At 64.8% G+C, this 18,313-nt stretch carries 17 protein-coding genes; 6 read left to right on the top strand and 11 right to left on the bottom strand.

Going from position 1 to position 18,313, the window contains the following annotated elements:
- Window positions 1-56 precede the first annotated feature (56 nt).
- The 8 genes from N2602_RS00770 to N2602_RS00735 all read right to left on the bottom strand — a co-directional run bounded on the left by N2602_RS00770 (window position 57) and on the right by N2602_RS00735 (window position 9,423).
- A complete protein-coding gene (locus N2602_RS00770) occupies window positions 57-815 on the bottom strand; it encodes an outer membrane lipoprotein carrier protein LolA (protein ID WP_172787899.1) in 759 nt (252 codons plus the stop codon).
- Between the two features lie 152 nt (window positions 816-967).
- Window positions 968-3,448 (bottom strand): DNA translocase FtsK, encoded by a 2,481-nt coding sequence (locus N2602_RS00765; protein WP_212257862.1) that lies wholly within the window; start codon window positions 3,446-3,448, stop codon window positions 968-970.
- 9 nt (window positions 3,449-3,457) lie between these two features.
- Window positions 3,458-4,672, bottom strand: coding sequence for an aminotransferase class I/II-fold pyridoxal phosphate-dependent enzyme (locus N2602_RS00760; RefSeq protein WP_172787840.1), 1,215 nt, complete (start codon window positions 4,670-4,672; stop codon window positions 3,458-3,460).
- 232 nt (window positions 4,673-4,904) lie between these two features.
- Entirely contained in the window at window positions 4,905-5,309 is a 405-nt protein-coding gene (locus tag N2602_RS00755) for a GFA family protein (protein ID WP_172787841.1), read from the bottom strand.
- Window positions 5,310-5,513: 204 nt separating this feature from the next.
- A complete protein-coding gene (locus tag N2602_RS00750) occupies window positions 5,514-6,962 on the bottom strand; it encodes an ammonium transporter (protein WP_212257864.1) in 1,449 nt (482 codons plus the stop codon).
- 37 nt (window positions 6,963-6,999) lie between these two features.
- A complete protein-coding gene (locus tag N2602_RS00745; RefSeq protein WP_008142813.1) occupies window positions 7,000-7,338 on the bottom strand; it encodes a P-II family nitrogen regulator in 339 nt (112 codons plus the stop codon).
- A gap of 310 nt (window positions 7,339-7,648) precedes the next feature.
- On the bottom strand, window positions 7,649-8,950 hold the full coding sequence (locus N2602_RS00740) for an ammonium transporter (protein ID WP_260381457.1): 1,302 nt from the start codon (window positions 8,948-8,950) through the stop codon (window positions 7,649-7,651).
- Between the two features lie 134 nt (window positions 8,951-9,084).
- On the bottom strand, window positions 9,085-9,423 hold the full coding sequence (locus N2602_RS00735; RefSeq protein ID WP_008142802.1) for a P-II family nitrogen regulator: 339 nt from the start codon (window positions 9,421-9,423) through the stop codon (window positions 9,085-9,087).
- 260 nt (window positions 9,424-9,683) lie between these two features.
- Between N2602_RS00735 and N2602_RS00730 the strand changes: the two genes are divergently transcribed.
- On the top strand, window positions 9,684-10,571 hold the full coding sequence (locus N2602_RS00730; RefSeq protein WP_172787844.1) for a DUF4339 domain-containing protein: 888 nt from the start codon (window positions 9,684-9,686) through the stop codon (window positions 10,569-10,571).
- Between the two features lie 40 nt (window positions 10,572-10,611).
- Here the strand turns inward: N2602_RS00730 and tesB are convergent, their stop codons facing one another.
- Window positions 10,612-11,475 carry an acyl-CoA thioesterase II gene (gene tesB, locus N2602_RS00725; protein ID WP_172787845.1) on the bottom strand — a complete coding sequence of 288 codons (864 nt, stop codon included), beginning with the start codon at window positions 11,473-11,475 and terminating at the stop codon, window positions 10,612-10,614.
- Window positions 11,476-11,624: 149 nt separating this feature from the next.
- Here tesB and N2602_RS00720 point away from each other — a divergent pair, with 149 nt between their 5' ends.
- Window positions 11,625-12,845 carry a ubiquinone biosynthesis hydroxylase gene (locus N2602_RS00720; protein ID WP_260381456.1) on the top strand — a complete coding sequence of 407 codons (1,221 nt, stop codon included), beginning with the start codon at window positions 11,625-11,627 and terminating at the stop codon, window positions 12,843-12,845.
- Window positions 12,846-13,043: 198 nt separating this feature from the next.
- On the opposite strand, the gene N2602_RS00715 is transcribed toward N2602_RS00720, so the two are convergent.
- Window positions 13,044-13,241, bottom strand: coding sequence for a Trm112 family protein (locus N2602_RS00715; RefSeq protein WP_027535355.1), 198 nt, complete (start codon window positions 13,239-13,241; stop codon window positions 13,044-13,046).
- Between the two features lie 119 nt (window positions 13,242-13,360).
- The gene (locus N2602_RS00710) at window positions 13,361-13,891 is read right to left on the bottom strand and encodes a TetR/AcrR family transcriptional regulator (protein ID WP_260381455.1); all 531 of its coding nucleotides are present in this window, start codon (window positions 13,889-13,891) and stop codon (window positions 13,361-13,363) included.
- A 90-nt stretch (window positions 13,892-13,981) separates the two neighbouring features.
- On the opposite strand from N2602_RS00710, the gene N2602_RS00705 reads away from it, so the two are divergent.
- The 4 genes from N2602_RS00705 (at window position 13,982) to N2602_RS00690 (ending at window position 18,180) form a co-directional block, all read left to right on the top strand.
- Window positions 13,982-14,332 carry a hypothetical protein gene (locus N2602_RS00705; protein WP_172787848.1) on the top strand — a complete coding sequence of 117 codons (351 nt, stop codon included), beginning with the start codon at window positions 13,982-13,984 and terminating at the stop codon, window positions 14,330-14,332.
- 223 nt (window positions 14,333-14,555) lie between these two features.
- A complete protein-coding gene (locus N2602_RS00700; RefSeq protein WP_025033089.1) occupies window positions 14,556-14,834 on the top strand; it encodes a PepSY domain-containing protein in 279 nt (92 codons plus the stop codon).
- A gap of 62 nt (window positions 14,835-14,896) precedes the next feature.
- The gene (locus N2602_RS00695) at window positions 14,897-15,490 is read left to right on the top strand and encodes a cytochrome b/b6 domain-containing protein (RefSeq protein WP_172787849.1); all 594 of its coding nucleotides are present in this window, start codon (window positions 14,897-14,899) and stop codon (window positions 15,488-15,490) included.
- 188 nt (window positions 15,491-15,678) lie between these two features.
- Window positions 15,679-18,180, top strand: a complete 2,502-nt coding sequence (locus N2602_RS00690) for an EAL domain-containing protein (protein ID WP_260381454.1) — start codon at window positions 15,679-15,681, stop codon at window positions 18,178-18,180.
- Window positions 18,181-18,313 lie beyond the last annotated feature (133 nt).

Below are 18,313 nucleotides of genomic sequence, written 5' to 3'. Positions count from 1 at the left end.
CAAGTCCGAGAATCGTGGGCACGCTTCGCTTTGCCCACCCTACGGCAGCGGAGCGCTCAACCCGGCGACGGCGTGCTGTAATTGGTGAAATCGATCTTGAACATGTTGGGGTCGAGCCTCTTGCTCGAATCCAGATTGTAGACCGCGATCGTGGTGTCGTAGCCCTGCGGATCGGTGACGGTCCACTGCTTGAGCTGGCCGTCCTTGGCGCCGAACATCAGCAGGAGGCGGCTGGTGCCGACCAGGGCCTGCTTCTCCTCGATGGTGACGCTGACGAAGACGTCGTCGGCCGAGACGTTGACGACGTTGGTGTCCTTCATCAGGTCGATGCGATCGGAGAGCAGGAAGCGCAGCGGCGTCTGCGACAGCGGATAGACGTCCTGGGTCGCGAGCTTGCGGTCGCGCACCACGAGCGAGGATCCGTCGGCGACGATGTCGATCGGGCTCGGCGCGTCATATTCGAAGCGCACCTTGCCGGGTTTCTGGATGTAGAAATCGCCCTGCGTCTTGCTGCCGTCGGGGCCGACCTGGACAAAATTCCCGACCAATGTCTGCAGCGACGACAGATAGGCGCTGACCTTGGCCGCCTGCGCCTTCTGGTTGGCGTCGAACGTCTGGAAGATGCTGCTCGGCACGTTGCGCCGCGGATCCGGGATCACCGGATTGGGCGGCGCCTGCGTCGCGCCGGTGACGGCCGGCCCGCCGGCGGACGCGCCACCGTCACGCCCCTTCGGCGCGGGTTTCGGCACCGGCACGGTCTGCGCGAACGACGCGGCGGTCACCATCGCGGCGGTGACGAGAAGCACGCCGGCCATGCGCGCGCTTCGTGCGGCGATGGTGGCAGTGAATCGAATGTCCGGATGTCTGATCAACGCGTCGTCCTGTATGGCTGGGCGCCCTTTTACCGTGATTTCGGGCAAAAGCAGATATCGAATTTGCGTGAAATGATGTTCAGAGGCGCCTCGCCTCACATATGGCTGTCTTCTTCCTCGACCAGAATCTCGCGCTTGCCGGCATGGTTGGCGGGACCGACGATGCCCTCCAGTTCCATGCGCTCCATCAACGATGCGGCGCGGTTATAGCCGATCTGCAGACGACGCTGGATGTAGCTGGTCGAGGCCTTGCGGTCGCGCTTGACGATCGCAACCGCCTGCTGGAAGAGATCGCCGCCGCCATCCCCGCCCATGCCGGTGGCGTCGAACACGGCACCGTCCTCGTCCTCGGTCGGCTCCTCGGCCGTGACGGCTTCGAGATATTCCGGCTGTCCCTGCGTCTTGAGGTGACGCACCACCTTCTCGACCTCCTCGTCGGAGGCGAAAGGTCCGTGCACGCGGCTGATGCGGCCACCGCCCGCCATGTAGAGCATGTCGCCCTGGCCGAGCAGCTGCTCGGCGCCCATCTCGCCCAGAATGGTGCGGCTGTCGATCTTGGACGTGACCTGGAATGCGATGCGGGTCGGGAAGTTCGCCTTGATGGTGCCGGTGATGACGTCGACCGACGGACGCTGCGTCGCCAGGATCACGTGCAGGCCTGCGGCGCGGGCCATCTGCGCGAGACGCTGCACCGCGCCTTCGATGTCCTTGCCGGCGACCATCATCAGGTCGGCCATTTCGTCGACGATGATGACGATGTAGGGCAGCGGGTCGAGCGAGAGCTTCTCTTCCTCGTAGATCGCCTTGCCGGTTTCCTTGTCGAAGCCGGTGTGCACGGTCCGCGTCGGCTCCTCGCCCTTGGCCTTCAATTCGAGCAGGCGCGTGTTGTAGCCGTCGATGTTGCGCACACCGAGCTTGGCCATGTTCTTGTAGCGCTCCTCCATCTCGCGCACGGCCCATTTCAGCGCGACCACCGCCTTCTTCGGGTCGGTCACGACAGGCGTGAGCAGATGGGGAATGCCGTCATAGACGGAGAGCTCGAGCATCTTCGGATCGACCATGATCAGGCGGCACTGATCGGGGCGCAGCCTGTAGACGAGGCTGAGGATCATGGTGTTGATCGCGACCGACTTGCCCGAACCGGTGGTGCCGGCGATCAGCATGTGCGGCGTGCGCGCGAGGTCGATGATGACAGGGTCGCCACCGATGGTCTTGCCGAGGCAGAGCGGCAGCTTTGCCACCGTATCGGTTGCCTCCTTCGCCACCAGCAATTCGCGCAGGTAAACCTTTTCGCGATGCGCGTTCGGCAATTCGATGCCGATGGCGTTGCGGCCGGGCACGACCGCGACGCGCGCCGAGAGCGCGCTCATCGAGCGGGCGATGTCGTCGGCAAGGCCGATCACGCGCGAGGACTTGATGCCGGGCGCCGGCTCCAGCTCGTACAGCGTGACAACGGGGCCGGGATTGGCCTTCACGATCTCGCCGCGCACGCCGAAATCCTGCAGTACGCCTTCGAGCGAACGGGAATTGTTCTCCAGCTCGGCTTTGCTGAGCGGCTGGCGATCGCCGGCCTTCGGCGCGGCCAGCATGGAGACGGAGGGAAGATCGAACTTGTCGGAGGATTTCTTGGAAGCGGCCTTCGGCGCAGCCTTCTTCTTCGGGGCGCGCGCGGCGGGCTCCTCCTCTTCCTCCTCCTCGTCTTCCACGTCCTCTTCGTGCTCGTCCTCGTCGTCCTCGTCGTGAGACTGCGGCGAGATAGACGGCGCTGAGCGGCCGCCGCCGAGATTGGGCTCCTGGCGGCTGAAGGCGACAGCCTTGGTCTTCGGACCGCTCGAGACCAGCGAGCGGTAGGCAGCGCCTAGCAACCAGATCAGCCGCGCCTTGGTGCTCATCAGCGCATGGAATAGCCAGCCCAGCGAGACCGAGCCGCGATCGCTCTCCTCGTCTTGGTCGAGCGGCTTGTCGTCTTCCTCGATCTCCGCGAGCTCGTCGTCATGCTCGCGTGCGCCGAGGCCGCAGGCGATTAGGAAAGTCGCGGTCATCGCGGCGAACAGGATCGTGCCCAGCACGATGCGATAGATCGTGCCGGCCGGCCCGAAGATCACCGCGGGCGCGCGCACCAGGGCATCGCCGACCACGCCGCCGAGGCCGGTCGGCAGCGGCCAGGCGCCGCCGTGCTGAAAGCAACTGACGAAGCCTGCCGCGATCACCGTGCAGAGAACCCAGGAGCCGAGCCGCAACGCCTCGCGATCGAACGGGCGATGCGTCATCATGCGCCAGCCCCAGACCGCAACGGTCAGCACCAGCATGATCGCGCCGAGCCCCAGGATCTGCATCGCGAGATCGGCGCCGATCGCACCGGCATAGCCGAGGATGTTGCGGATCGGCCGCGAGGTCGCGTGGCTGAGGCTGGGATCCTGCACCGACCACGTCATCAGTGCCGCGGCGGCGACGCCCGCCAGCGCGATCAGGCCGAGGCCGGTGAGCTCGCGCACGCGCCGCGCAAGCCCCTCGCGGATCGAGGGCGGCAGATGGCCGACCAGAGGAATGACACGTTCGATTGCCGACATGCTCACGGGCCCCGCCTAACCCAGAGTCTCGACCAGCCGGTGCAGCGCCTGCGCCGTGGTCTCGCCGTCCTGCACCAGCGCAAGGCGGATATAGCCTGCGCCGGGATTGAATCCGTCAGGCTGCCGTCGCGCCAGGAAGCTGCCGGGCACCACGCGCACGCCGGCTTCCCTGAACAGCTTGAGCGTCACCGACACGTCGTCGCCGATCTCGGAGGTGTTGAGCCAGACGCAGAAGCCGGCATCGGGCCGGCGATAGCCGTAACGATTGCCGATGATCTGGTCGGCGAGATCGAACTTGATCCGGTACAGCCGCCGGTTCTCCTCGACATGCGCCTCGTCGCCATAGGCGACAGTCGCGACATGCTGGAGCGGCACCGGCACCTGGGGTGCTGCGATGTTGCGCAGCTCGAGGAACATGCCGATCAATTTCTTGTCGCCGGCGGCGAAGCCGACGCGCAGGCCCGGCAGGTTGGAGCGCTTGGATAGCGACTGGAATGCAACCACGCGCGTGAAGTCGGGACCGGCGCATTCCAGCGCGCTGCCGGGAGCCTCGCGGGTGTAGATCTCGGAATAGCACTCGTCGCTGAGGATCACGAAGCCATAGCGGTCGGCGAGCTGCTTCAAGCGCTTGAAATAATCCGGCTTCGCGACCGAGCCCTGCGGATTGGCGGGCGAAGCCAGGTAGAACGCCACCGTGCGCGCCAGCGTCGCTTCGTCGATGGCGTCGAGATCGGGCAGGAAGCCGTTCTCGACGGTCGTCGGCAGATGGATCGGCTCGCAAGCGGCCGCAAGAGCGCCTGCGCCGTAGACCGGATAGAACGGGTTCGGCATCAGGATCGCGGGCTTGCCCGGACGCGGGCCGACATAGCGGGCGGCCGCGATCGCGGCGAGGAACAGCCCCTCGCGGCTGCCATTGAGGACGAGAATCTCGGTTTTGGGGTCGAGCGACCGCGGCAGCTTGAAGCGCGATGACAGCCAGGCGCCGGCGGCGTTGCGGAACGGCTCGGTGCCCTGGTTCATCGGGTAACGGCCGAAATCGGCGATGTGCTTGGCCAGCACCGGCCCGACGAAGTCGGGCACGGGATGCTGGGGCTCGCCGACCGCAAGCGAAATCAAAGGCTTGCCCGGCTGATGCGGGGCCAAGAGCTCATTCAGCCGGACGAAGGGCGAGCGTTCGGAATCGGAGCTTCCACTGGCCTGCGGCGCACGGGATGAAGCGGTCATGACCATTCTGGGCGCCAGTACTCTTGGAACGGCCGGTCGCACCAAGGCGCCGGCGGGAAGCGGTTCAGTTCACCATAGATAGGGCGAGGTTAAGACGCGATTAACCATCGGCCGCCGCCCGCGTCCAGCGCGGGAATAATCGGGCCGGACAACAACAGGATGGAAGCGACCTGGCGGGCTGGTTCCCTCACCTCTCCCGCTTGGCTTGCGGGAGAGGGAGCGCACCGTCATGGCGGCTTCAGCGCCCCGGCAGCTTCTCGAACGTCTTCATGCCCTCGGGGATCGTGTGGAATTCCTGCATGTCGCAGGTGTAGATCGCCATCTGCGGCTGGAACTGCGCCGGCTCGTCGAGCGTGCCGACCTTCAGGATCGCGGCGGGCAGGCCCGGAACCTTGGTCACGAGATGCGTGCCGCACTCGGCGCAGAATTCGCGCGTGACGGGGCGTTCGAGGTCCTTGCGCCGGAACTGCTTGGGTTGACCGGTGATGTAGGTGAAGCCGGCCGCCGGCATCGCGATGAAGGTGTTGGGCGCGCCGCCCGAGATGTACTGGCATTCGCGGCAATGACACTGCGCCTGCATCATCGCATCGCCCTCGGCCACGTAGCGCACCTCGCCGCAATAGCATCCGCCTTCCAAACGCATGACGACCTCCCGTTTGTTATCTTTGTGGTCGATATTTCTGCGCCGCCCGCGCGGAATGGCAACCCTTTTCTTCAACGCCCCGGTCAAAAGAAAGGGGCTCCAGCTTGCGCCGGAGCCCCTCAACGGTCAGGGCATTGCCGGGTATGTGCCCGAACCGTAGTTGTGGACGCGGTCTCCGAAGAGACCGCGTCCGGGAGGAGAGGGTTACATGTTGTAGGCGCGCTCGGTGTGCTCGGTGATATCGAGCCCTTCACGCTCGCTCTCGACATTGGCGCGGAGGCCAACGATCACATCGACCACCTTGTAGAGGATCGCCGAACCGACGCCCGACCACACCAGCGTGGTGGCGACAGCCTTGAGCTGAGCGAGCACCTGAACCGCAAAGTCGTAGTCGGCGACCTTCGGCGGGATCGCTGTGTAGTCGATGATGCCGGCGCCGCCGAGGGCGGGGTTGACGAGAATGCCGGTGCCGATGGCGCCGACGATGCCGCCGATGCAGTGCACGCCGAACACGTCGAGCGAGTCATCGTAGCCGAGCGCGTTCTTCACGACGGTGCAGAAGAACAGGCAGACCACGCCGACCACGAGGCCGAGGACGATCGCGCCCATCACGCCGGCGAAGCCAGCCGCAGGCGTGACGGCCACGAGACCCGCGACCGCGCCGGAGATGACGCCCAGCACGGAGGGATGGCCCTTGATGATCCACTCCGCGAACATCCACGACAGCGCAGCGGCCGCGGTGGCGACGAAGGAGTTGGTCATGGCGAGCGCAGCGCCGCCGCTGGCTTCGAGGTTGGAGCCGGCGTTGAAGCCGAACCAGCCGACCCAGAGCAGCGAGGCGCCGATCATCGACATGGTCAGCGAGTGCGGAGCCATCAGCTCCTTGCCGTAGCCGACGCGCTTGCCGATCAGGAGAGCGCCGACGAGGCCTGCGATGCCGGCGTTGATGTGAACCACGGTGCCGCCCGCGAAGTCGATGGCGCCCATCTTGAAGATCCAGCCGGCGTCGGCGTTGATCTCGTCGAGCTTGGCCTGTGCCGCGGTCTTCGCCGCCGCATCACCCGCCGCAGCGAGCGCCTTGGCAGCGTCCTGGATCATGTCCGGGCCGGGCCAGTACCAGACCATGTGCGCGATCGGGAAGTAGATCAGCGTGACCCAGAGCGGAATGAAGAGCGCGATCGCCGAGAACTTCATGCGCTCGGCGAAGGCGCCGACGATGAGGGCGGGCGTGATCGCCGCGAAGGTCATCTGGAAGCACATGTAGATGAGCTCCGAGATGTTGGCGTCGACCGAGAAGGTCGCGGCCTTCGAATCGGTGGTGACGCCCATCATGAAGGCCTTGGAGAAGCCGCCGATGAAGTCGGAGCCGCCGGTGAAGGCGAGACTGTAGCCGTACACGGCCCAGATCACGGTGACGACGCAGACGGTGTAGAACACCTGCATCAGGACCGAGAGCATGTTCTTGGAACGGACGAGACCGCCGTAGAACAGCGCGAGGCCGGGGATCGTCATCAACAGCACGAGCACTGTCGATGTCAGCATCCAGGCGTTGTCTCCCTTGTTGACCGTTGGCTCGGCGTAGGCTGCGGTCGCAGCGAACAGGCCGACTGCGAGAGCCGCCAATCCCGCGCCATGGGGACGCTTGAACGTCATATTATTTACTCCTGCTTGGATAAGGTTGAGCGCGAAATCAGAGGGCCGCGGCATCGGCCTCGCCGGTGCGGATGCGCACGGCGTGGTCGAGGTTGATGACGAAGATCTTGCCGTCGCCGATCTGTCCGGTTTTCGCGGCGGACGTGATGGCGTCGATGGTCTTGTCGACCTGGTCGGAGGCGACAGCGACCTCGATCTTGATCTTGGGCAGGAAGCTCACGGCATATTCAGCGCCGCGATAGATTTCCGTATGGCCCTTCTGGCGGCCATACCCCTTGACTTCCGTCACCGTGAGACCGTGAACGCCGATGGCGGTCAGGGCGTCACGGACTTCTTCAAGCTTGAATGGCTTGATGATCGCCATAACAATTTTCATGGGTCCTATCCCCGCTTGGGCCCGGTCCGGACGTGGCCGGGCGTTCTCGACTGGTTCGCCACGAGGGAGAAGTTTCACTACGCGGGCACAGCCGGGACCCCTAGAATCAAATGCCGTGCCAGATCAGGCGTGTTGCCTAACGGACTATGAAGACGGGCGTTTTCGCGTTTGACGGGTATTGCAATGCAGTGCGTTATTACGTCGCGCTTAAAAGGTGATCACACCTGCTCAAAACGAGGGCACGACAGCCTCCCGACACAATGTTGCTCACGTGTCGGGCAGCAGGAAGGTAATTACGTAGTAGCAGCGCCTATTGCAGGGCTTCACCGTGCTGCGAAATATCCAGTCCCTCGAGCTCGTGCTCACGGGATACGCGCAACGGCACGAACAGGCCGACCAATTTGAGCAGGATGAAGCTGACGCCCGCCGACCAGACGAAGGTCACGGCGACGCCGTAAAACTGGATCAGGAGCTGCTGCGGATGGCCCTCCAGCAGGCCGGCGGTGCCGCCGATTGCGCTGGTGGCGAACACGCCGCCGAGCAGGGTCCCGGTCAGGCCGCCGATGCCATGGACGCCGAAGACGTCGAGCGAATCGTCGTAGTCGAAGCGGTGCTTCAGCCAGGTACAGGCCCAGTAGCAGACCGCACCGGCAATGATGCCGATGACGATGCCGTGCCATGGCGCGACGAAGCCCGAGGCCGGCGTGATGGTGCCGAGGCCTGCGACCGCGCCGGAGATCATGCCCAGCACCGAGGGCTTGCGCCGCGTCGACCACTCGATCGCGCCCCAGGTCAGCGCGCCCGCGCAAGCGGCAAGATGGGTCGCGATGATCGCCATCACTGCGCGCGAATTGGCCGCGCCCGCCGAGCCGCCGTTGAAGCCGAACCAACCGACCCACAACAGGCCGGTGCCCATCACCGCGAGCGACAGATCGAACGGCGAGAGATTCTCGGTGCCGTAGCCGTGACGGCGTCCCATCACCTTGGCCGCAACGAGGCCGCCGGTGCCGGCCGACAGATGCACGACGAGACCGCCGGCGAAATCGAGCACGCCCATGCTGTTGAGGAAGCCGCCGCCCCACACCCAATGCGCCAGCGGAATGTAGACGAAGATGAACCAGGCGACGGAAAACAGGAGATAAGCCGAGAACCGCATGCGGTCGGCGACCGAGCCTGCGACCAGCGCCACCGTGATGATGGCAAACGTCATCTGGTACAGCATGAACAGCGCTTCCGGGATCGTCTTGGCCGCAGGGTTGACGCTGTCCAAAGTCATGCCGGCGAGAAACCAGCGATCGAGCGTGCCGATCCAGGGGCCGTCGCCGACGAAGCACAGCGAATACCCGAACGCCACCCAGAGAATGGAGATCAGCGTCACCGCGGCGAGGCTCTGCGCCATGGTGGCGAGCACGTTCTTCTTGCGCACCATGCCGGAATAGAACAGCGCGAGCCCGGGGATCGTCATCATCAGCACCAGCGCGGTCGCGACGATCATCCAGGCCGTGTCGGCGGTGTTGATCTCATTGGCCGCCGCGTACGCCGGCGAAGCTACGACGGACACAAATCCGATTGGCGCAGCCATAGCAGCTGCGCGGCGCAACAATCCCGCCATGTCATTCCCCCCGGCATCAATTGGCGTCGCACGCTGTGGCGTCGTTGCCCGGTGCGATCGAAGCAGTCGTGTCAGAGCGTTTTCGAGCGAAGTGGATACCGGTTCGCGTGAAGAAAACGCGTCAAAACAAAAAGTCAGAGCGCGTCGCTGTCGGTCTCGCCGGTGCGGATGCGCAGCGCGTGGTCGATCGGCGTGACGAAGATCTTGCCGTCGCCGATCTGCCCGGTGCGCGCCGTCGCGGTGATCACGGCGACCGCCTTGTCGGCGACGTCGGAGGCGACCGCGATCTCGATGCGCAGCTTCGGCAGGAAGTTCACGACATATTCGGCGCCGCGATAGATCTCGGTGTGGCCCTTCTGCCGGCCATAGCCCTTCACTTCGGTCACGGTCATGCCGTGCACGCCGATTGCCGTCAGGGCCTGGCGGACCTCATCGAGCTTGAAGGGTTTGATGATCGCGACGACGAGTTTCATGGTCTGGCCTATTCCCCGGGATGCGCCGCGCCGCATGTCCCCGGCGCTGCGTCAATCTGGCATCTTTCCGGGCAAATGGCACAAAAAAGTTGCAGATTGAAGCGGAAAAACGTTTGGCCAAGGGTGGCCATGTGAACGACCGCCTCTGTACAGGGCAGCTGTTCATCCTTCACAATGCATTTTTGGCATGGATGCGGTGAACCCAGGCGTGAACCAAAGCGTCCCGGCCGGTACATACGTAAGTTCGAGGGGGACGTTCCATGGCGAGTTGGTTCTACGCATCCGAGGGCAAGCAGCAGGGGCCCTTTCCGGAAGGGCAATTCCGCGATCTCGTCGCCCAGGGCGTGGTGCGCCCGGACACGCTGGTGTGGACCGAGGGCATGGCCGGCTGGCAGAAGGCCGCCGAAATTCCCGGCCTGATTGGCGGCGGCGCGCCGCCGATGGTCCCAGGCGGCGGGCCCCCGGTGATGGGTGGCGGTGGTTATGGCGGCGCAGTGCGCGGCGGATCACTCGCCGTCGATTTCGGCATCTGGGACTTCACCTGGCGCACGCTCGTGCTCGCGATCGGCTCGTGCTTCATCATCCCGGTGCCGTGGCTGTTCGTCTGGTACACGAAATGGATCGTGCCCTGCATCAAGGTCCCCGGGCGCCCCAATCTCAGCTTCACCGGCAGCGCGATGACGCTGGTGCCCTGGTTTTTCGGCTTCATCGTCCTGGCCATCGCGCTCGGCTTCGTCGGCAGCCAATTGCTGAGCAATCTGCTGTTCATCGTCCAGATCGTGCTCTACTGGCTGCTGATCAAATGGATGATCGCGAACCTCGCCTCCAACGGGCAGCCGCTGGGCTTGAGCTTTACCGGTTCGGTCTGGGCCTATGTCGGCTGGAATCTGCTGTTCGCGATTTCCATCATCACCATCATCGGCTGGGCCTGGGTGGCCGCGGCCCAGATGCGCTGGTTCTGCCGCAGCATCGAGGGCACGCGGCGCGAGATCGTTTTCAAGGGCTCGGGTCTCGACATTCTCTGGCGCGGCATCGTGGCTGCGCTCCTGTGCAGTCTCATCATCCCGATCCCGTGGGTGTATCGCTGGATCATGAACTGGTTCGCCTCGCAGACCGAGCTCGCGCCGCGCGGCTCGCTCGGGGCCTGATCTGAAAGGCTTCAAGCGCTACTCGTCGCGCTTGCAGCGATCAGGTCTTCCGCTCGCGCACCGAGCCTTCCTGCGCGACGGAGGCGACCAGCGTGCCGTCCGGCTTGAAGATCGAGCCGCGGGTCAGGCCGCGGCCGGATTGCGCGCTCGGCGAATCCTGCGCATAGAGCAGCCATTCGTCGGCGCGGAACGGGCGGTGAAACCACATCGCGTGGTCGAGGCTCGCCGGCATCATGCGCTTGTCGAACAGCGTACGGCCATAGCGCGCCATGATCGCGTCGAGCAGCGAGAAGTCCGAGGCATAGGCGAGCGCGCACATGTGCAGCGCCGGATCGTCAGGCAGCTTCGCGGCGGTCCTGATCCAGACGTGGATGCGGCCGTCGTCGATCTTCTGGCCGAAATAGCGGCCGAGCTCGACCGGACGCAGCTCGATCGGCCGATCGGATTCGTAGTAGCGGCGGATGAAGTCCGGCATCTCCTTGAACATCGGCTGCTTTGCCACCTCCTCCGCCGTCAGCTTTTCCGGCGGCGGCACATCAGGCATCTTGTCCTGGTGGTCGAACGCAGTCTCCTCCTCGGCGTGGAAGGACACCATGATCGAGAAGATCGCGTTGCCGTGCTGGATCGCGGTGACGCGGCGGGTCGAGTAGCTCTTGCCGTCGCGCAGACGCTCGACCTGGTAGATGATCGGGATCTGCGGATCGCCCGGCAGGATGAAGTAACAATGCAGCGAATGCGGCAGCCGGCCCTCGACGGTGCGGCAGGCCGCGACCATCGCCTGCCCGATCACCTGGCCGCCGAACACCCGCTGCCAGCTCGTCTTCGGGCTGTTGCCGCGGAACAGGTTCACCTCGAGCTGCTCGAGGTCGAGGATCGCGATCAGGTCGATCAGGCCTTTGGACATGAACACAGCTCTCTGAAGTCGTCATTCCGGGCTCGCGACTTCGTCGCGCCCCGGAATGACACAATGGGGCTAGCTGCCCTCGTTTCACCGCACTGTTTCGCCCAGCTCAAGTCTGCTAGCAAGACCGAGAATTGACCGGGAAGCTTGGTATGTCGGTACAGGGTAGCATTGTCATTGGTGGCGGCGCGTTTGCCGGCCTCGCGCTGGCCTTGGCGCTGCGTCAGGGGCTCGGGCCCGAGATCCCCGTCGTCGTCGCCGATCCCGCGCTCGGCACGCGGCCGAGCCGCGACCCACGCGCCACCGCGATCGTCGCCGCCTGCCGCCGCCTGTTCGAGACCATCGGCGCCTGGGGCGACGTCCGGGGCGAGGCCCAGCCGATCCTCGACATGGTCGTCACCGATTCCAAACTGGAGGACGCCACCCGTCCGGTGTTCCTGAACTTTGCCGGCGACGTCGCGCCGGGCGAGCCCTTCGCGCATATGGTCGAGAACCGTCGGCTGATCGATGCGCTGGTGGTGCGTGCGGAGGCCGAAGGCATCGATCTCCGCGCCACCCCGGTCGCGTCTTACGATGCGCGCTCCGACGGCATCGACGTGACGCTCGGCGACGGCAGCGTGATCGCGGCGAGCCTCTTGGTCGCCGCCGATGGCGCGCGCTCGAAATTGCGCGAGCGCGCCGGCATCGCCACCCATGGCTGGGAGTACGACCAATCCGGCATCGTCGTCACCGTCGGCCATGAGCGCGATCATGAGGGCCGCGCCGAAGAACACTTTCTGCCGGCCGGTCCCTTCGCGATCCTGCCGCTCACCGGCAAACGCTCCTCGCTGGTGTGGACCGAGCGCCGCACGGAGGCCGCGCGCATCATCGCCCTCAGCGACGAGGAATTCCATGCGGAGCTCGAGCAGCGCTTCGGCCTGCATCTCGGCGAGGTCAAGGTGCTCGACAAGCCGCGGGCCTTTCCGCTGTCTTATTTCGTCGCGCGGTCCTTCATCGCCGAGCGCCTTGCGCTGGTCGGCGATGCCGCCCATGTCATCCATCCGATCGCGGGTCAGGGCCTCAACATGGGCCTGAAGGACGTCGCCGCGCTCGCGGAAGTGGTGGTCGATGCCGCGCGGCTGGGCATGGATATCGGCGGGGCGGACGTGCTCGAACGCTACCAGCGCTGGCGCCGCTTCGACACGATGGCGATGGGCGTCGCCACCAACTCGCTGAATTTCCTGTTCTCCAACCAGTCGACGCTGTTGCGCACGGTGCGCGACATCGGCCTCGGCCTCGTCGACCGCGCCCCGCCGCTGAAGAACCTCTTCATCCGCCAGGCCGCCGGCCTCACCGGCGAGGTGCCGCGGCTGTTGAAGGGCGAGGCGTTGTAGCCGCAACCTCTCCTGTACATCCCGGGACGCGCGTAGCGCGAGCCCGGGATCCATAGCCACAGGATGTAGTTTGGCGAAGACCCGGAGTTACCAGCTCGCGTCGTAACCACTCCCTGTGGTTATGGGTCCCGGGCTCGCTTCGCGCCCCGGGACGACAGCGAGAGTGTTGCATGGCCGTCGTGCGATACGGCCATCCGCTCAATCGATCTTGCGCGCCTCTTCCGGCAGCATGATCGGGATGCCGTCCCGGATCGGATAAGCGAGCTTGGCGCTGCGCGAGATCAGCTCCTGCTTTGCGGAATCGAATTCCAGCGGGCCCTTGGTCAGCGGGCAGACCAGGATCTCCAGCAGTTTTGGATCGACGCTGGGTTCGGGACGTTCGGTGGGCGCGTTCATGGGAGTCTCCGGCACTCGCCTGCCTTTACCATAGAAATTCGCACCCGCCATCACGGCCTCAGGTTGTTGTTTACGCATGATCTTTCCGGAAAACCGCTTCGCACTTTCCGGATCATGCTTTAGGCGCAGACCATCGCCAGGAGCTCGTCGAGCATGGCCTGCAGCCGCGTGGCCGTGATTGACGGGCCCGACAGGGCGAAACCGAGAAATGTCCAGTACAGGATCTGCGCGCGGGCCACCGCCGTTGCCGGGGCCTGCCCACGCTTTTGCAGCAGCTCTTCGATGTAGTCGAGCCTGCGGCGGTCGATTGCGCGCACCGCCCCTTGCGCGCTCGCATCGAACGCCGCCCAATTGCGCACGGCGCGCTCGAGGTCGAGCCGCGCGCCGAAGGATCTCCGCAGCAGCATCCTGAGCGGCTCGTCGCTGGCCGCTTCGACGTCGGCGATGATCTGCTCGGCCGCGATCTCGCGCCAGCGCTTCAGCACCGCGGCGTGAAACGCGGCCAGATCGGCGAAATGCCAATAGAAGCTGCCGCGCGACACGCCCATGGCCTTGGCGAGCGGATCGGCCTTCAGCGCCGTGAAGCCGCTTCTGGCCAGTGCCTTGAGGCCCTGGCTGGTCCAGTCGTCGGCGGAGAGCTGTTGGTTCATGTCACTTCCCGGAATCGTACCATACACTAGTGTATCGACAGGCGACTGGCCAGGCGCTATCGATCCATACATCAGTGTATGGAGGCGTTGATGCGTGATCTGCTGCTCCAGTGCGCCGGCGTCGTGACCATCGCCTCGGCCCTCATCCACGGCTACCTCGGCGAGGCCAAGGTCTTCGCCCGCGTGCGCATCGAGCCGGAGCGGCTCCGCACCCTGATCCGGCTGGTGTGGCAGACCTCGACCGTAGCCTGGATCGGCGGTGGCATGCTGCTGATTGCGGTGCCGTGGATGCAATCGGAGCCGGCTCGCCACTGGATCGTCGCCACCATGGCCTGTGTGCTCGGCCTTTCCGCCCTCGCCAACGCCTGGGCGACGCGCGGCCGGCATTTCGGGTGGATGGCGCTCAGTGCGGTCGTCGTGATGTCGGTTGCCGGGTACTAGCTGCGCTTCCACCGATGAGGCGTAAGGCCGCAGCGGTGGCCCAAGATCCGCATTCTCCGCAGGAAGCCCTCACATTGTGGCTCATGTTAGAACCAGTCTAAACTCTACAATAGAACTTATCTAAAGCGGACCAAGCCCCTCATTGTTGACTTCACCCCCCTCTTTGCTTCCTTCGGTGTGCTCCGCGGCTCCGCGCAGCGCCCACGACAGAGAGGAGAAGTTCGTGAAGGTCATTCGAGTTGTTGCCATTGCACTGACGATCGGGATTGGCGCGGGATCGACGGCCATGGCCGACGGTTTCAAGAATTGCACCAAGCTCGACAAGGCGTCGTGGAAGCCGGCCAGCGAAGCCGAAGCCAAGGCCAAGGCACTTGGCTATGAGGTGCGGCGCTCCAAGGTCGAAGGCTCCTGCTACGAGGTCTACGGCGTCAAGGAAGGCAAGCTCTACGAGCTGTTCTACAGCCCCGAAGATCTCAGCCTGAAGCACACGATCGCCAAGTAGGTTGCTATAGGTCGGCTGCGCGACGCGTTCTGCGCAAAGCAGGGCTCGAGGATGGTCTTTGCTTGATTGAAGAAGCGATGCCAGAAGCTCGCGGGGTGTCCGATCGGACCCCCGCCGAGCGAGCCGCGCCGCGGACGATCGCTGTCTGGGACCTGCCGCTGCGCCTCTGGCACTGGGCTCTCGCGGCCGGCGTTCTGGCCGCGTGGTTCACGCCGACCGTCTATGACGGCCTTCACCGCATGGTCGGCTATACCGTGCTGGGGCTTCTCGCGTTTCGCCTGGTCTGGGGCGTCTGGGGAAGCCGCTATTCGCGCTTCCGCATGGTCGGCGTCCGGCTGCGCGCTTCGCCCCGCTATCTCTGGAATCTGCGCCGCGGCATCACCGGCCGCTACATCGGGCTCAATCCCGCCGGCACGCTGATGCTGGTCGCGCTGCTGGCCTCGCTCGCCGTTTCGACCATCACGGGAGCGATGTCGGTGACCGTCACGTTCTTCGGCGTGTGGTGGGTCGAAGACGCTCACCATTATTCATCGGATGCCGTCATCGTTCTGGTCGTGCTCCACGTCGTTGGCGTGATGCTGATGGGAATCCTGCAGCGCGAGAACCTGATCCGCGCAATGATCACCGGACGCAAGCGCATCCGCGGCCACCTTTAGAGCATGAGCCGGAAACGCGCATAGCGGTTTCCCCGCGCGACAAGCGCGAAGCGCGTTAGCCCGACAGATCAAATTTTACGGACGACGTTAGCATGCCGCTAAGCGTGCAATCAGGCGCGGCACAAAATTAACGCGAATGGCGATTAGCCCGTCCAGCATCGACAATATCGACGATGAGGCGAGACTGGATGTTCCGCGTTTTCTCCTGCCTTACGACCGAGCACGATTGGCGGCTCGTCGTACTCGCTGCCCTGGTCTGCTTCGTTGCCAGCATCGTCGCGGTCAGCATCTTTCACCGCGCGATCGCGACGCGCGCGAGAACCCGGTGGATCTGGATCGCCATTGCCGGCGCGGCCATCGGATACGGCATCTGGGCCACGCATTTCGTCGCGATGCTCGCCTACGAGCCCGGCGTCACGACGGGCTACGGCATCGTGTTGACCGCGTCCTCTCTCGCAGCGGCAATGCTGCTGACCTCGGTCGGCTTCGGCGTCGCGGTCGTCACGTCCGGCCGCTGGCGCGCGGCGGCTGGCGGCATCATCATCGGCGGCGGCATTGCCAGCATGCACTATATCGGGATGTGGGCTCTTGAAGTGCCGGGCCGAGTCTCCTGGTCCGTCGACCTCGTCCTCCTCTCCATCGTTCTGGGCATGTGCCTCGGCTACGCTGCGCTGGCGGTCGCGCTCACCCGCCAGGGTTATCGGGGCACGCTCGCCGCGGCCGTCCTGCTGACGCTCGCCATCGTCTCGCATCACTTCACGGCCATGGGCGCCGTGCAGATCACACCGGATCCGGCGCGCGCGACCGATACGCTTTCGCTTTCTCCGGCCTTCCTCGCGCTCGCCATCGCCGGTGTCGCATTGTCCGTGCTGGGGATGAGCCTGATCGGCGTGCTTGCCGATCGTCGTCTGGCGACCAGAACCGCCAGGTTCGAGGAGATCATCAGCCAGCTTTCCATCGCACGGCAGCAGCTCGAAGGGTCGCAGAACGACCTCAAGGAACAGAAGCTGAGGCTGGACACGGCCATCAACCACATGGTCGAGGGCCTTTGCATGTTCGACGCCGAGAAGCGGCTCGTCATCTGCAACGAGCGTTACGCCCGGCTGTACCGGCTGCCGTCGGAATTGCTGCGCGCGGGAACTCCGCACCGCGATATCATCAGACATCGCGTCACCAGCGGCATACTCGAAGGCGAGGCCAGCGATTTCGCCGCCGAACGGCAGATCGCCAAGCTCGATGCACTGCCGATCCATGCCGTGTCGAGCCGCATCGACGCGTTCGCCGATGGCCGGCTGATCTGCGTGACGCGGCAGCCGATGGCCGGCGGCGGCTGGGTGGCCACGCACCTGGATGTCACCGAGCAACGCCGGTCCGAAGCCAAGATCACCTACATGGCGCAACATGATGCGCTGACGGAGCTGCCGAACCGCGTGCTGCTCAAGGCGCGTCTGGAGCCCGCTCTTGCCGATACGCGTGGCGGAAACCTCCATTTGGCGGTTCTCTTGCTCGATCTCGACCGCTTCAAGGAGGTCAACGACACGCTCGGACATCCGGCGGGTGACCTGCTGCTGCGGTCGGTGGCCACGCGCTTGCTGGATTGCGTCAGGGAGACGACGTTCGTCGCCCGATTGGGCGGCGACGAATTCGCAATCGTCGATTACGTGACCAATCCGGCCGCGGACGCGGCCTCTCTCGCCGAGGCGATTCATGCCGCGCTCAGCGCGCCGTTCGATCTCGGCGATCATCAGGTCATCGTGGGGACCAGCATCGGCATAGCCCTTGCACCCCAGGACGGCGCCGATTCCGACACGGTCCTCAGGAGCGCGGATCTGGCCCTCTACTCGGCGAAGAGCGCCGGACGTGGCGCATTCCGCTTCTTCGAGCCGGAGCTGGACCAGCTCCTGCGTGCGCGCCGCAACCTGGAGCGGGATCTGCGGAAGGCGCTTGCGAGAAGCGAATTCGAGCTCCACTACCAGCCGTTCGTCAATTTGAACAGCGGCGAGACCTGCGGCTTCGAGGCGTTGCTGCGTTGGCATCACCCCGAGCGCGGTCTGGTCTCGCCAGGCGAATTCATTCCCGTCGCAGAGGAAACCGGCTTGATCCTGCCGCTGGGGGAATGGGTCTTGAGAACCGCCTGCGCCGAAGCGGCAAAATGGCGTTCCGACCTGAAGATCGCGGTCAACCTGTCTCCAGCGCAATTCAGGAGCAGGGAGCTCGTGTCGACGATCGTGGGCGCATTGGCGGCTTCGGGGATTGCGTCAGACCGGCTCGAGCTCGAGGTCACCGAAACCGTCATCATGCACGACAGCGGGACCGTATTCGCAGCACTCAGCCAGCTGCGCGAGCTCGGGGTGCGGATTGCCCTCGACGATTTCGGCACCGGCTATTCGTCGCTCAGCTTTCTGCAGAAGTTTCCGTTCGACAAGATCAAGATCGATCGCAGCTTCGTCAGCGAGCTGTCCAGTCCGATGGAGGAGCCTCATCGGATCGCGCGGGCCGTGGTCCAATTCGCCACGAGCCTCGGCAAGACGTCCACCGCCGAAGGTGTCGAAACCGCCGAGCAGCTGGACATCCTGCGCCAAGAGGGCTGCGTCGAGGCGCAGGGCTTCTACCTCAGCCCGCCGATGCGGGCCTCGACGATCGCGCGGCTGGTGGACCGAAAGGTCGAGGCGGGCGAGTTTGCCGCTTAGAGCATGATCCGGACCCGAAGGGCCGCGTCAGCGCAAAGTGCGTAGCGGTTTTCCGAAAAGATCATGCTCAAACAAAAACCCAAAGCGCGATGAGGATTCATCCTAGTCGCTTCGCGCTTTAGGTCGGGCGGGA

The organism is Bradyrhizobium sp. NC92 (genome assembly GCF_025200865.1).
Taxonomy (GTDB): domain Bacteria; phylum Pseudomonadota; class Alphaproteobacteria; order Rhizobiales; family Xanthobacteraceae; genus Bradyrhizobium.
This window is presented reverse-complemented; position numbering and strand designations above follow the sequence as displayed.